The sequence below is a fragment of the Streptomyces sp. NPDC090032 genome (genome assembly GCF_044748025.1).
Taxonomy (GTDB): Bacteria; Actinomycetota; Actinomycetes; order Streptomycetales; family Streptomycetaceae; genus Streptomyces.
Genome location: NZ_JBIVFF010000018.1, coordinates 145,779 through 159,287, shown reverse-complemented (window position 1 = coordinate 159,287; position 13,509 = coordinate 145,779). Strand labels below are relative to the sequence as shown.

Below are 13,509 nucleotides of genomic sequence, written 5' to 3'. Positions count from 1 at the left end.
CCGAGCTGCTTGCCCATGGCGGCCGCGAGGTCGGGGTCGATGCCCGCCGTCTGGCCGGACTTGTCCTTGAACTCGACGGGCGCATACGCGATGTCCGAACCGACCGTGATGACACCCTTGTCGCGGATCTCCTTGGGGAGCTTGTCCGCGAGGGGGGCGCCCTTGGTGGAGTCGGCGGGCGCGCTCTTGTCCTTGGTCTGGTCACCGCAGCCCGACAGCAGCAGAGTGCCGGCGACCGCGATCGCGCCGACCACGGCAATCCGGGACTTCGCGGACTTCGCAGCGGTCGAACGACGGGTGGTGCTTGCGGTCATTTCTGGTTCCTCCGGCAGGGTGAGGGAGTAGCCGATGCAGAGATCGGGCACACACCTTCGAGTGTCGCGACCTCGTGTGATTACGGCATCTTGCCATTCGGACCCGGCCGTTCAGGGTCCCTGCTATGTCAAAATCGGATAACGGGTTACCCCCGTACCGCTCCCGGACCCCGACAGGCCGGTACATCGCGCCAACGGGTGAGCGAACATCTGCGGTGAGGCCGCCGTCCGGCCGGAAGATCTGCGGCTCCATGGGTCATGTCTCACCATGTGAGCGACCCTCCACCGGCTTTGAGCCCGGCTTGAGGTCCGGCCCCTAATATCCGGATCCTCGGCTATGAGTCATGTCACCGCGCTGTGATCGATCACAAATGGACTCGTCCGGGGTGGCGTCCGTCAGGTAAGAAGGTTCTTTACACCCCTCATCCGGGGCCCAGGGCGCGCGTGCGGCGCGCCCGTCGCGTACCGACCCGTGTACGAGTGCAAGACACCCGACATATGGGTCATACGCGGTGCCCGCCCGTTCCTCAACCAGGAGCGGACCCACCCTCAACTGATGATTAAGACCTAAGGGGTAATACAAGTGGCAGCGGAGATCGTCAATCCTCGCAGCGACGCCGGTTCCGGCCAGGCCAGTGCGGGCCCGGCGCATACCGGCAACGAAAGCACCGAAGAGCCCTTCGATCCGGCCTTCGCGCTGCACCGCGGCGGCAAAATGGCCGTGCAGGCCACCGTGCCGGTCCGCAACAAGGACGACCTGTCCCTGGCGTACACGCCGGGCGTCGCGAAGGTGTGCTCCGCGATCGCGGAGAACCCCGAGCTCGTCCACGACTACACGTGGAAGTCGTCCGTCGTGGCCGTCGTCACCGACGGCACCGCGGTGCTCGGCCTCGGAGACATCGGTCCCGAGGCGTCCCTCCCGGTGATGGAGGGCAAAGCGATCCTGTTCAAGCAGTTCGGCGGCGTCGACGCGGTGCCGATCGCGCTCGGCACGACCGACACCGACGAGATCATCGAGACCGTCGTCCGGCTCGCTCCCTCGTTCGGCGGTGTGAACCTCGAGGACATCTCGGCGCCGCGCTGCTTCGAGATCGAGCGCAGGCTCCAGGAGCGGCTCGACATCCCGGTCTTCCACGACGACCAGCACGGCACCGCCGTGGTCACGCTGGCCGCGCTGAAGAACGCGGCCAAGCTCAGCGGGCGCACGCTCGGCGAGCTGCGCGCCGTGATCTCGGGAGCCGGCGCGGCCGGTGTCGCCATCGCCAAGTTCCTCCTCGAGGCGGGGCTCGGCGACGTGGCGGTCGCGGACCGCAAGGGCATCGTCAGCCGGGACCGCGAGGACCTCACGGACGTCAAGCGCGAGCTGGCCGAGCTCACGAACAAGGCCAACATCACCGGCTCGCTGGAGACGGCGCTCGCCGGCGCGGACGTTTTCATCGGCGTCTCCGGCGGTACGGTCCCGGAGCCCGCGGTCGCCTCGATGGCGCCCGGCGCCTTCGTCTTCGCGATGGCCAACCCGAACCCCGAGGTCCACCCCGACGTGGCGCACAAGTACGCGGCGGTCGTCGCGACGGGGCGCTCCGACTACCCGAACCAGATCAACAACGTCCTCGCCTTCCCCGGCATCTTCGCCGGTGCGCTCCAGGTGCGGGCGTCGCGGATCACCGAGGGCATGAAGATCGCGGCGGCCGACGCGCTCGCCGACGTGGTCGGTGACGACCTGGACGCCGGGTACGTCATCCCCTCGCCGTTCGACGAGCGGGTCGCTCCCGCGGTGACCGCGGCCGTCGCCGCCGCCGCGCGGGCCGAGGGCGTCGCCCGACGCTGACCACGCCGCAGGCCCCGACCGCGCCCCGTGCGCCACGGATCGACTCCGTGGGTCACGGGGCGCGGCGCGTGTCACAGCCCTACGGTGTTCCGTGCGGCATCCCGCGGACCTAGGGTCAAGGTCATGTTCGCTGCCTACGCCGCCCGAATCGACCGTGACCAGCCGCTGAACGGCCTTGAGTTGGGGGATCGCCCGGCCCCCGAGGCCCGCCCCGGCTGGACGACCGTGAACGTCAAGGCCGCCTCCCTCAACCACCACGACCTGTGGTCCCTGCGCGGGGTCGGACTCGGTGAGGACAAGCTCCCGATGATCCTCGGCTGCGACGCCGCCGGGATCGACCAGGACGGCAACGAGGTCGTCCTGCACTCCGTCATCGGCCAGGCCGGTTACGGGGTCGGGCCCCGGGAGGGCCGGTCCATCCTCACCGAGAAGTACCAGGGCACCTTCGCCGAGCAGGTGACCGTGCCCGAGTGGAACGTACTGCCCAAGCCGAAGGAGCTCAGCTTCGAGGAGGCGGCCTGCCTGCCGACCGCGTGGCTGACGGCGTACCGCATGCTGTTCACCAACGCCGGTGTGCGGCCCGGTGACTCCGTGCTCGTGCAGGGCGCCGGAGGCGGCGTCGCCACGGCCGCGATCGTCCTCGGCAAGGCGGCCGGTCTCAAGGTCTTCGCGACCAGTCGTGACGAGGCCAAGCGCAAGCGCGCCCTGGAGCTCGGCGCCGTGGAGGCCGTGGAGTCCGGTGCGCGGCTGCCGGAGCGGGTGGACGCCGTCATCGAGACGGTCGGCGCGGCCACCTGGTCGCACTCCATCAAGTCGCTCAAGCCCGGCGGTACGGTCGTCATCTCCGGGGCCACGAGCGGTGACCGCCCCTCACACGCCGAGCTGACCCGCGTCTTCTTCCTGGAGCTGAAGATCGTCGGCTCGACGATGGGCTCGAAGGACGAGCTGGAGGACCTGCTGTCGTTCTGCGCGGCCACCGGTGTGCGCCCCGTGATCGACGAGACCCTCCCGCTGGACCGTGCCCGCGAAGGGTTCGAGCGGATGGAGGCCGGCGGCCAGTTCGGCAAGATCGTGCTGACGGTCTGACCTTGCTTGCCGGACCTCGCCGGACCTTGCCGGGCCCTGCCGCACCGTGGCGGACCTCGCCGGGCCCCTGAGGGTCGAGGGGCGGCGCCCCTCGACCTTCCCCGCCATGGGCCTCGCCGCGGGTCAGACCTTGGGCGCCCGCAGGGACGCCCCGATGTGCGCCGCCGCCTCCGACAACCGGCGCCGGGCCTCCTGGAGTTGATCCTCCGTCACCCCGTGGTCCCTGGCCGCGTCGCGGATGTCGTCGCGGAAGCGGTCGAGGAGGCGGTCCAGATCACGGGCCGGGTCGCCGCTCGGGTCCTCGTGACTCCAGGACGGCAGATATTCCGCGGGGAAGTCGCCATGGGTGACCCGTACCTCGGGTCCGGCGGCGTCCGAACGGGCCGCGCCGCCCGCCTCCTTGCCGAAGTGCTTGCCGAAGTCGCCGAACTCCTTGGCCAGTTCACTCAGGCCCTCGCGGACCCCCGTGGGCCAGTCGCCCTTCGCGAAGTGGTCCTGGACCTGGTCCTGCACCCGCTGTGCCAGACGCTGGACCTGCTCCTGCGCCTGCTCGCGCGCCTGGTCCTGCGCCTCCTTGGCCTGCCGGCGCGCCCGCTGGGCCTCCTCGCGGGCCCGGCGGCTCTCGTCCTTCGCGCGCCGTGCCTGCTCCTTCCACTCCTGCCGGGCGCGGCGCAGCTCCTCCTTGGCCGCGCGCCACGCCTCCTTGTCCCCGAAGTCCTGGAAGTCGCCGAACGGGCCCTGCCGCTCGCTCTTGCGCGTGGTCGTGCCCGACCCGTTCCTGGCCTGTGAGGCGGCCGCCCGCATCTCGCGGCGCAGATCGCCCGCCGCGCCCCGTACGTCGTCCCGGATCTCGGCGGCGAGCTCCGCCACGGACTCGCGGATCTCCAGCTCCAGGTCGGCCAGCTCACCGCTGCGGTCGGCCAGCTCGGCGCGGCCCGCGTCGGTGATCGAGTAGACCTTTCTGCCGCCCTCCGTGGTGTGCGTGACCAGCCCTTCGGCCTCCAGCTTCGCCAGGCGCGGGTACACCGTGCCGGCCGAGGGCGCGTACAGGCCCTGGAAGCGCTCCTCCAGGAGCCGGATCACCTCGTACCCATGGCGCGGGGCCTCGTCGAGCAGCTTCAGGAGATACAGGCGCAGGCGGCCGTGGGCGAAGACGGGGGGCATGTCAGAGCACCTTCTTGTCGGCCGGGCCGCCGGAGGCGGCGGGGGAGTCCTCGACGGGGGAGTGCCCGGCGGGGGGCTGCGCGTCGTCCTCCGCCGGAGGCCTCCGCAGGAGCGCGATCGATCCGGAGACCGTCGTCGCCTTGAGCTTTCCGCGGCCCGTGCCGAGCCTGCCCGTGATGTTCTTGGCGCCCCAGTGGCCGCCGACCCGCAGATCCTCGAAGGCGTTCGACACGGATCCGCTCGCCGTGTTCGCCTCGACCTCCGCGTCCGCGGGGTGCGGGAGGCGGATCGCGATCTCGCCCGAGACGCTCGTCAGATTCACGTCCGTCGCCCGGTCGGCCGGGTCGAGGTCCACGATCATCGAGCCGCTCACCGACTCGGCCCGCACGGAGGGGCCGGCGCCCTCGACGACCGTCAGGTCTCCGGAGACCGAGTGGAAGCGCAGCTCGCCCGTGACCGCCTGGGCCTCGACATTCCCGGACACGGTGTCCGTGCGCACGTCGCCCGCGACACCGACCAGCGTCGTGTCACCGGTGACGCCCTTGACCTCCGTACGCCCCCGTATCCCGGACACGACCGCGCCCGCGCCGACGACTCCGACCTCGACGGCGGTGCCCGCCGGGACCGCCAGGGACACGACCGCGCTGCGGCGCCAGCCCTTGGGGTCGAGCCACTTGAGGAAGCCCTTCCAGGGCAGGTCGTCGTACGCGACCGTCAGCACGCCGTCCTCCAGGGCCACCTGGAGCGGTGGGCCCTCGATCTCGGAGACCTCGAGGCGGGCGGAACCTTCGTCGGTGCCCACGACGTTCACCGTTCCGTTGACGATGCGTACGTGGAGCGTCGTCACGGGCTCCTCGAAGGCGAGCTTGTGGGGCTCTGCCACGGACCACTGGCGCATGGTGCGACCTCCTCGGCGGGACGGTTCGGGAGCGAACGCGTCGTATCGCACCCTCGTGAAACACGATATATCGCGGATACGGAAAGTCAAGACAGTCGCGACTGTGTTCCGTCGTACGTGGTCCCTACGGTTCGTGCGAGGCCCCGATGAACAGGGCGTTCACGGGCTGAACCGCACAAACTGACCTAGCGTTGGATCCATGCCGTCCGACGCCACCGCCGACTCCGCCGGCACCCCCGCCCCGCAGGCCAGGGCCGCGGGAGCGCTGCTGCTCTGCCGCGCGGACCCCGCCACCGTCGGCCCCGCCGCCCAGCTGCTGCGCGAACGCATGGTTCTCGCCCAGGCGGGACCCGGCTGGAGCGTCGTGGTGCCCGAGGGCACGCCCTGGCTGCGCGGCGGCGAACCGGTCGACAGCGTCCTCGCGGGCTGGGCCGCGGCCCTCGCCGTCAGCGTTCCCTGGCCGGTGCTCGCCCTGTGGTGGGACGCCGAACACGGTGGCTACACCCTCGCCTCCGGATTCCGCCGCCCGGTCGGTTACGTATGGCTGGCGAACGGCACGCCCGTCGGCGAGGACGAGGCCATGCGCACGTTCGCCGCGCGCCTCGGCCTCGACCCCGTCCTCGACATGCAGTCCCTGGAGGCCCTCACCCGGCCCGACAGCGGGGCGGACGCCCGCGCCCGCCTGCTCGGCCTGCTCGCGGTCCTCACGCGCGCGGGGCTGAAGCTCCCCGCCGGCCTGACCCCCGGCGAACCCACCGACCGGCTGCGCCAGGTCGCGCGCGTGCAGGCCGGCGCGGAACACATCGAGTGGCCGGGCTGGCGCGACGCGGTCCGTGCGGAACTCGACGTCGTCGAGCGCAGCGCCATGGGGCCCTGGCTGCGCGGCCCCAAGGCGCGCACGGCGGCGGCGGCCCAGCTCGCCGTGGGCATCCCGCTCACCGTGTGGGGCCTGCGGCGGCGAGGCGCCGGCCGGGTGGCCGCGGGCGCCCTGCTCGTCGTACACGGCGCGCTCGCCCTCGCCTACGACCGGCTGCGCGCCTGGGACTGAGTCCCGCCCGGCACGTACTGGGGACCACTTACTCCTCGTCCTCGTCGTCGTCGAGCCGCGCCAGCCAGGTCGCCAGCCGCTCGACCGGCACCTCGAAGTCCGGGTTCAGATCGACGAACGTGCGCAGCTGCTCGGCGAGCCACTCGAAGGTGACCTCCTCCTCGCCGCGCCGCTTCTCCAGTTCCTCGATGCCGCGGTCGGTGAAGTACATGGGCCAGTCGCTCCTGGGGTGATACGGACGTGGGGCCCGGAACGGCGTTCCGGGCCCCACAATCGTACGTACGAGGTCAGGCTGCTCAGGCCTCGAAGACCTCGCGCACCAGCTGCTCCTGCTCCGCCTGGTGACGCTTCGCCGAGCCGACCGCCGGGGACGAGCTGTGCGGCCGCGAGATGCGGCGCAGACGCTCACCGTGCGGGACATCGGCGCCGACCGCCAGGTCCAGGTGGTCGATCAGGTTGAGGGCGATGAAGGGCCACGCGCCTTGGTTCGCCGGCTCCTCCTGCGCCCACAGGTACTTCTCCGCGTTCGGGTACTTGGAGATCTCCGCCTGGAGCTCGGCACCCGGCAGCGGGTACAGGCGCTCGATGCGGATGATCGCCGTGTCCGTCACGCCGCGCTTCTGACGCTCGGCTTCGAGGTCGTAGTAGACCTTGCCCGCGCAGAAGACGACCTTGCGGACCGCGGCCGGGTCCACCGAGCTGTCGCCGATGACGGGGCGGAAGCCGCCCGTCGTGAACTCCTCCGCCTTCGACGCGGCGGCCTTGAGGCGCAGCATCGACTTCGGCGTGAAGACCACCAGCGGCTTGTGGTGCGGGTTGTGCACCTGCCACCGCAGGAGGTGGAAGTAGTTCGACGGGAGCGTCGGCATGGCGACCGTCATGTTGTTCTGCGCGCACAGCTGGAGGAAGCGCTCCGGGCGGGCGGACGAGTGGTCCGGGCCCTGGCCCTCGTAGCCGTGCGGCAGGAGCAGCGTGACGCCGGAGGTCTGGCCCCACTTCTGCTCGGCGGCCGAGATGTACTCGTCCACCACCGTCTGCGCGCCGTTGACGAAGTCGCCGAACTGCGCCTCCCACATCACGAGCGACTCGGGACGGGCCAGCGAGTAGCCGTACTCGAAGCCCATGACCGCGTACTCGGAGAGCAGGGAGTCGTAGACGTTGTAACGCGCCTGGTCGTCCGAGAGGTACAGCAGCGGGGTGAAGTCCTCGCCCGTCTCACGGTCGATCAGGACCGCGTGGCGCTGGCCGAACGTGCCGCGGCGCGAGTCCTGGCCCGAGAGGCGCACCGGGGTGCCCTCCAGGAGCAGGGAGCCGATGGCGAGCGTCTCGCCCATGCCCCAGTCGATCGTGCCGTCCTCGATCATCGCCGCGCGGCGCTGCAGCTGCGGCAGCAGACGCGGGTGGACGGTGACGCGGTCGGGGATGTTGACCTGCGACTCGGCGATCCGCTTCACGGTCTCCTGGGAGATCGCGGTGCTGACGGCGACCGGGAACTCGGCCTGCGGGTCGAGGGCCGGGACCGGGGCCGGGAGCGAGGTGGCCTCGCGGACCTCGGCGAACACCTTCTCCAGCTGACCCTGGAAGTCCTGCAGCGCCTGCTCGGCCTCTTCGAGCGTGATGTCGCCACGGCCGATGAGGGACTCGGTGTACAGCTTGCGCACCGAGCGCTTCTTGTCGATCAGGTCGTACATCAGCGGCTGCGTGAACGCCGGGTTGTCCGACTCGTTGTGACCGCGGCGGCGGTAGCAGATCAGGTCGATGACGACGTCCTTGTTGAACGCCTGGCGGAACTCGAAGGCCAGTCGGGCAACGCGGACGACGGCCTCGGGGTCGTCGCCGTTCACGTGGAAGATCGGCGCCTCGATCATGCGGGCCACGTCCGTGGCGTACATGGAGGAGCGCGAGGACTCCGGGGCGGCGGTGAAGCCGACCTGGTTGTTGATGACGATGTGGACCGTGCCGCCCGTGCGGTAGCCGCGCAGCTGCGACATGTTGAGCGTCTCGGCGACCACACCCTGGCCCGCGAAGGCCGCGTCACCGTGCAGGGCGACCGGCAGGACCGTGAAGTCCGTGCCGCCCTTGTTGATGATGTCCTGCTTGGCGCGGACGATGCCCTCGATGACCGGGTCGACCGTCTCCAGGTGGGACGGGTTCGCGGCCAGCGAGACCTTGATCTGCTCGCCGTCCAGGCCGGTGAAGGTGCCCTGGGCGCCCAGGTGGTACTTCACGTCGCCCGAGCCGTGCATCGACTTCGGGTCGAGGTTGCCCTCGAACTCGCGGAAGATCTGCGCGTACGACTTGCCGACGATGTTCGCCAGGACGTTCAGGCGGCCGCGGTGGGCCATGCCGATGACGACCTCGTCCAGGCGCGACTCGGCGGCGGAGTCGAGGACCGCGTCGAGCAGCGGGATGACGGACTCGCCGCCCTCCAGGGAGAAGCGCTTCTGGCCGACGTACTTCGTCTGCAGGAACGTCTCGAACGCCTCCGCGGCGTTCAGCCGGCGCAGGATGCGCAGCTGCTCCTCGCGCTCCGGCTTGGTGTGTGGGCGCTCGACGCGGTCCTGCAGCCACTTGCGCTGCTTCGGGTCCTGGATGTGCATGTACTCGATGCCGGTGGTGCGGCAGTACGAGTCGCGCAGGACGCCGAGGATGTCGCGCAGCTTCATCATCGACTTGCCGGCGAAGCCGCCGACCGCGAACTCGCGCTCCAGGTCCCACAGGGTGAGGCCGTGCTCGGCGATGTCCAGGTCGGGGTGCTTGCGCTGGCGGTACTCCAGCGGGTCGGTGTCGGCCATGACGTGGCCGCGGACCCGGAAGGAGTGGATCAGCTCGAAGACGCGGGCGGCCTTCGTGACGTCGTCGTCGTGCGAGGCGTCGATGTCCTTGAACCAGCGGACCGGCTCGTAGGGGATGCGCAGCGCCTTGAAGATCTCGTCGTAGAACTCGCCCTCACCGAGGAGGAGGTTCGCGACGACGCGCAGGAACTCGCCGGAGGCGGCGCCCTGGATGACCCGGTGGTCGTAGGTCGACGTGAGCGTCATGACCTTCGAGATGCCGAGCTTGTTCAGGGTGTCCTGGGACGTGCCCTGGAACTCCGCCGGGTAGTCCATCGAGCCGACGCCCATGATGACCGACTGTCCGGGCATCAGGCGCGGCACGGAGTGGACGGTGCCGAGGCCGCCGGGGTTGGTCAGGGAGACCGTGACACCGGTGAAGTCGTCCATGCCGAGCTTGCCGTCGCGGGCACGGCGGACGATGTCCTCGTAGGCCTGCCAGAACTCGAAGAAGTTCAGCGTCTCGGCCTTCTTGATGCCCGCGACGACCAGCTGGCGGTCGCCGTTGGGCTTCACCAGGTCGATGGCGAGGCCGAAGTTCACGTGCTCCGGCTTGACCAGCGTCGGCTTGCCGTCCTTCTGGGCGAAGGAGTAGTTCATCGACGGCATGGCCTTGATGGCCTGCACCATCGCGTAGCCGATGAGGTGGGTGAAGGAGATCTTCCCGCCCCGGGCGCGCTTCAGGTGGTTGTTGATGACGATGCGGTTGTCGAACAGCAGCTTCACCGGGACCGCGCGCACGGACGTCGCCGTGGGGACCTCGATCGAAGCGTTCATGTTCTTCGCGACGGCGGCGCTCGGGCCGCGCAGCGTCACGAACTCGGGGCCGGCAGCGGCCTCGGTCGCGGGCTGCGCCTCGGCGGGAGCCGGGGCCTTCACTGCGGCGGCGGCCGGCTTCGCGGGCGCCGCGGCGGCGGGCTTGGCAACCGGGGCCGCCGGAGCGGCCGCGGCCGGAGCCGGCGGTGCGACCGGGGCCGCCGGAGCGGCGGGCGCCGCGGCAGTGCCCGCAGCCCCCGCGGCTGCGGTACCGGCGGTGCCGGCGGGACCGGAACCCTGTGCGGGGGCTCCGGTCGTCGGCTGGGCCGGGGCACCCGGCTTGTAGTCGGCGAAGAAGTCCCACCAGGCTCGGTCTACCGAATTCGGGTCCTGGAGGTACTGCTGATAGATCTCGTCGACGAGCCACTCATTGGGACCGAAAGCGGCAGCAGGGCTCTTGCCCTGCCCCTCTTGGTCGGTCGAGGTGCTCGAGTTACTGGGGGACTGTGGCGACACGGCGGTAACCGCCCTCTTCCGCTTCTCACAAGGTGATGGACAGCGGGAATAAAGGCTACGCCTCCAACACCGGGACTTGCAGACCGGGCCGGTCATCCGTCGCGTAAGTCACACCGGAAGCCGTGTTTCGGCGCTGGAAATGGCGGGAAACAAGCGGGGTTCCGGTTCACCTTGGGTACGTCGTTGTACGAGTGCGGCCCATCGGCCCGCACCCTGTGACGAATGGCACGGCGATCTTGTGCTTCCGGTTCGAACCCTACGTCAACTTTGGGCCCGCGGCAGGCCTGGAAGAGTGACCTGGATCCGGCAGCCGCGCGCCGATTCGGCCACGCCGATCCTGCCGCCGTGCAGGTCCACGGCCCACCGGGCGATGGCGAGGCCGAGTCCGGTGCCGCCGTCGCTGCCGGGGCCGTGCGCGGCGCCCTTCACATGGCCGCCCCGGTTGAAGCGCTCGAAGACGCGGTGCCACTCGGACCGGGGGATTCCGGGGCCCTCGTCGAGGACCTCCAGATCGAGCGACTCCGGATACAGGCCCCGCCGCGCGAGCACGGTCACCCGGCCGTGCGGAGGGCTGTGTTTCACGGCGTTGTCGATGAGGTTGGCCACGACCTGGTGGATCCGCTCGGGGTCCGCGTGCGCGGTCAGCTCGGGCGGGGACACGTCGAGGTGCAGATGCACGTCCGTACGCGTGTGGGTGCCGGAGCCCGAGGCGATGCCGGCGCGCTGCGAGGCGACCATGTTGGCCTCCTTCAGGACGCCCGACAGATAGGGCCACACCTCGAAGCGGCGGGCCTTGAGCGGGACCACGCCGTTGTCGAGGCGCGAGAGGTCGAGCAGCGTCTCGACCAGCCGGCCAAGACGCTCGGTCTGTTTCAGGGCGGTGCGCATGGTCTCGGGGTCGGCGGCCGAGACCCCGTCCACGACGTTCTCCAGGACGGCGCGCAGGCCCGCGATCGGGGTGCGCAGCTCGTGCGAGACGTTCGCCACGAGCTCCTTGCGCTGCTGGTCCTGGGCCTCCAGGTCGTCCGCCATGCGGTTGATCGTCGCGGCCAGGTCGCCGAGCTCGTCGCGCCGGTCCGCGCCGCGGACCCGGCGCGTGTAGTCGCCGTGCGAGATGGAGCGGGCGACCGTGTTCATCTCGTCGAGCGGCGCGGTCAGCGAGTGCGCCACGAACTGGGTGATGAGGAGGGTCGCGATGACCGAGAAGACCGTGATGAAGCGGAGCTCGGTCTGGGTGCGGACGGCGACCATCAGCAGTCCGGTCGTGATGAACACCGAGACGACGACCAGCGTGCCGAGCTTGGTCTTGATGGAGAACGGCCGCAGACCGCCCTGCACCCAGTGGCCCGCGAGGGGCCGGACGGCCGGTGGAGCACCGGGCGCGAGGCCCGGCGCCACCGGCTCGTACCCGTCCGTGTCGCGTACGTCGGATGCGTCGCCGCTGCCGGTCATGGCGTCGGTGTCTCCAGCGCGTAGCCCACACCGTGGACGGTGCGGATCCGCTCGGCGCCGATCTTCCGGCGCAGCGCCTTGATGTGGCTGTCGACGGTCCGGGTGCCCGAGGCGTCCGCCCAGTCCCACACCTCGGCGAGCAGCTGCTCGCGGGAGAGGACGGCGCGGGGCGTGTTGGCCAGGCAGACCAGGAGGTCGAACTCCGTGGGTGTCAGGTGCACGTCCTCGGAGCGCACCCGCACGCGGCGCTGTGCGTGGTCGATCTCCAGCTCGCCGAGCCGCAGGATGCCGCTCCTGGGCGTGGCCGCCGCGAGCGCCGCGCGCTCGACCCTGCGCAGCAGGACGTGCACACGCGCCGCGAGCTCCCGCATCGAGAAGGGCTTCGTCATGTAGTCGTCGGCACCCACGCCGAGCCCGACGAGCATGTCCGTCTCGTCGTCGCGCGCCGTGAGCATCATCACCGGCACCGGCCGCTGCGCCTGCACGCGGCGGCAGACCTCGAGCCCGTCGAAGCCGGGCAGCATGATGTCGAGGATCAGCAGGTCCGGCTGCCATGCCTCGGCCGTGTCGACCGCCGCCGGACCGTCCTGTGCCGTTTGCACGAGGAATCCCTCGGCACGCAGCCGAGCGGCGATGGCATCGACGATCGTGGGGTCGTCCTCGACCACCAGGACCCGTCGCTGGGCACCCGGCGTCGCCGTGCTGCCGTTGTGGGAGGTGTGTGTCTGCTCCATCGCCCCGCCCCTGAATGCGCACATCCGTGTGCGCTTGACGCTTGAATGATCTGGGTTTCGGCAGTCAGCGTACGGGGAGTTACCGCGAGTCGGCTACGCAGGCCTGACCCCGAGATGTACGACGTCCGGAACGCCCCGGACAACCGGGATCTCTTCGGTGCGGACCGACTGGAATCCGGCATTCCGCAAGGTTCCTTCGAAATTTGCGGAGGGCTGCGCGGACCACACGGCGAGCACGCCACCCGGGGTGAGCCGGGCCAGGCAGGCCGCGAGACCTACCGGTGAGTAGAGGTTGTCGTTACCCTCCGTCACGGTCCAGTCGGGTCCGTTGTCGATATCGAGGCACAGTGCGTCGTACTTCTCGGTCGATTCCTGGACGTACGAGACGAGGTCCGCCTCCACAATCTCCGTGCGCGGATCGGCGAGAGCGGACCGTGACAGCTCGGACAGCGGGCCCTCGCGATGCCAGTCGACGATCGCGGGCTCGCGCTCCACGACGGCGATGCGGCCCCAGCGGGAATTCGCAGCCGCGTGCGTGAGGGAGAATCCGACGCCGAGTCCGCCGATGAGAATTCCTGGCGCCGGGCGGTCGTCGAGAGCGTCGAGCGCCGCGTCGACCAGGAGGCGCTCGGAGCGGCCGTCGGACGTGTCCATCAGGAAGCATCCGTTGGCGATGATCTGGAGCAGCGCGCCGTGGCGCCGCAGTACGACCTCTCCGAAGGGCCCTTCCCGCCGGTCGAGGACGACGGGAGCGGCGGTGTGGTCGGTGTCGTACGGGATGGGGTACGAGGTGGACATGGCGTCCATCCTGCCGTAACCGGCGGGACGCCTGGCCGTCCCTGGAAACGGAGTTGGGGACACTCCTGCGCAGGTCCTGTG

Annotated in this window: 11 protein-coding genes; 3 read left to right on the top strand and 8 right to left on the bottom strand. The window is 70.4% G+C overall.

Features of this window, described 5'->3' with window-relative positions:
- Positions 1-314 (bottom strand): transporter substrate-binding domain-containing protein (locus ACIPWY_RS35560; RefSeq protein WP_362908277.1); only part of this gene is annotated, 314 nt, incomplete at its 3' end.
- A gap of 583 nt (positions 315-897) precedes the next feature.
- Here ACIPWY_RS35560 and ACIPWY_RS35555 point away from each other — a divergent pair.
- Complete coding sequence (locus tag ACIPWY_RS35555; protein WP_100595911.1) at positions 898-2,142, top strand: NADP-dependent malic enzyme; 1,245 nt, start codon at positions 898-900, stop codon at positions 2,140-2,142.
- A 123-nt stretch (positions 2,143-2,265) separates the two neighbouring features.
- Entirely contained in the window at positions 2,266-3,228 is a 963-nt protein-coding gene (locus ACIPWY_RS35550) for a zinc-binding dehydrogenase (protein ID WP_362908276.1), read from the top strand.
- Positions 3,229-3,351: 123 nt separating this feature from the next.
- On the opposite strand, the gene ACIPWY_RS35545 is transcribed toward ACIPWY_RS35550, so the two are convergent.
- Together ACIPWY_RS35545 and ACIPWY_RS35540 are read right to left on the bottom strand one after the other, a co-directional pair.
- Positions 3,352-4,392 carry a helix-turn-helix transcriptional regulator gene (locus tag ACIPWY_RS35545; protein WP_393704865.1) on the bottom strand — a complete coding sequence of 347 codons (1,041 nt, stop codon included), beginning with the start codon at positions 4,390-4,392 and terminating at the stop codon, positions 3,352-3,354.
- Between the two features lies 1 nt (position 4,393).
- Positions 4,394-5,290: a DUF4097 domain-containing protein gene (locus tag ACIPWY_RS35540; protein WP_393704867.1), complete on the bottom strand. Its 897-nt coding sequence runs from the start codon at positions 5,288-5,290 to the stop codon at positions 4,394-4,396.
- Between the two features lie 199 nt (positions 5,291-5,489).
- On the opposite strand from ACIPWY_RS35540, the gene ACIPWY_RS35535 reads away from it, so the two are divergent.
- Entirely contained in the window at positions 5,490-6,338 is an 849-nt protein-coding gene (locus ACIPWY_RS35535; protein WP_393704869.1) for a hypothetical protein, read from the top strand.
- A gap of 28 nt (positions 6,339-6,366) precedes the next feature.
- On the opposite strand, the gene ACIPWY_RS35530 is transcribed toward ACIPWY_RS35535, so the two are convergent.
- The 5 genes from ACIPWY_RS35530 to ACIPWY_RS35510 form a co-directional block, all read right to left on the bottom strand.
- Positions 6,367-6,549, bottom strand: a complete 183-nt coding sequence (locus ACIPWY_RS35530; RefSeq protein WP_018571400.1) for a DUF6104 family protein — start codon at positions 6,547-6,549, stop codon at positions 6,367-6,369.
- An 85-nt stretch (positions 6,550-6,634) separates the two neighbouring features.
- Positions 6,635-10,444, bottom strand: coding sequence for a multifunctional oxoglutarate decarboxylase/oxoglutarate dehydrogenase thiamine pyrophosphate-binding subunit/dihydrolipoyllysine-residue succinyltransferase subunit (locus ACIPWY_RS35525; RefSeq protein WP_362908272.1), 3,810 nt, complete (start codon positions 10,442-10,444; stop codon positions 6,635-6,637).
- A gap of 261 nt (positions 10,445-10,705) precedes the next feature.
- Positions 10,706-11,896: a HAMP domain-containing sensor histidine kinase gene (locus tag ACIPWY_RS35520; RefSeq protein ID WP_362908271.1), complete on the bottom strand. Its 1,191-nt coding sequence runs from the start codon at positions 11,894-11,896 to the stop codon at positions 10,706-10,708.
- Positions 11,893-12,630 carry a response regulator transcription factor gene (locus ACIPWY_RS35515; protein ID WP_116510033.1) on the bottom strand — a complete coding sequence of 246 codons (738 nt, stop codon included), beginning with the start codon at positions 12,628-12,630 and terminating at the stop codon, positions 11,893-11,895. The genes ACIPWY_RS35520 and ACIPWY_RS35515 overlap by 4 nt, the downstream gene beginning before the upstream one ends.
- A gap of 93 nt (positions 12,631-12,723) precedes the next feature.
- Positions 12,724-13,428 carry a spermidine synthase gene (locus tag ACIPWY_RS35510; protein ID WP_390016471.1) on the bottom strand — a complete coding sequence of 235 codons (705 nt, stop codon included), beginning with the start codon at positions 13,426-13,428 and terminating at the stop codon, positions 12,724-12,726.
- Positions 13,429-13,509 lie beyond the last annotated feature (81 nt).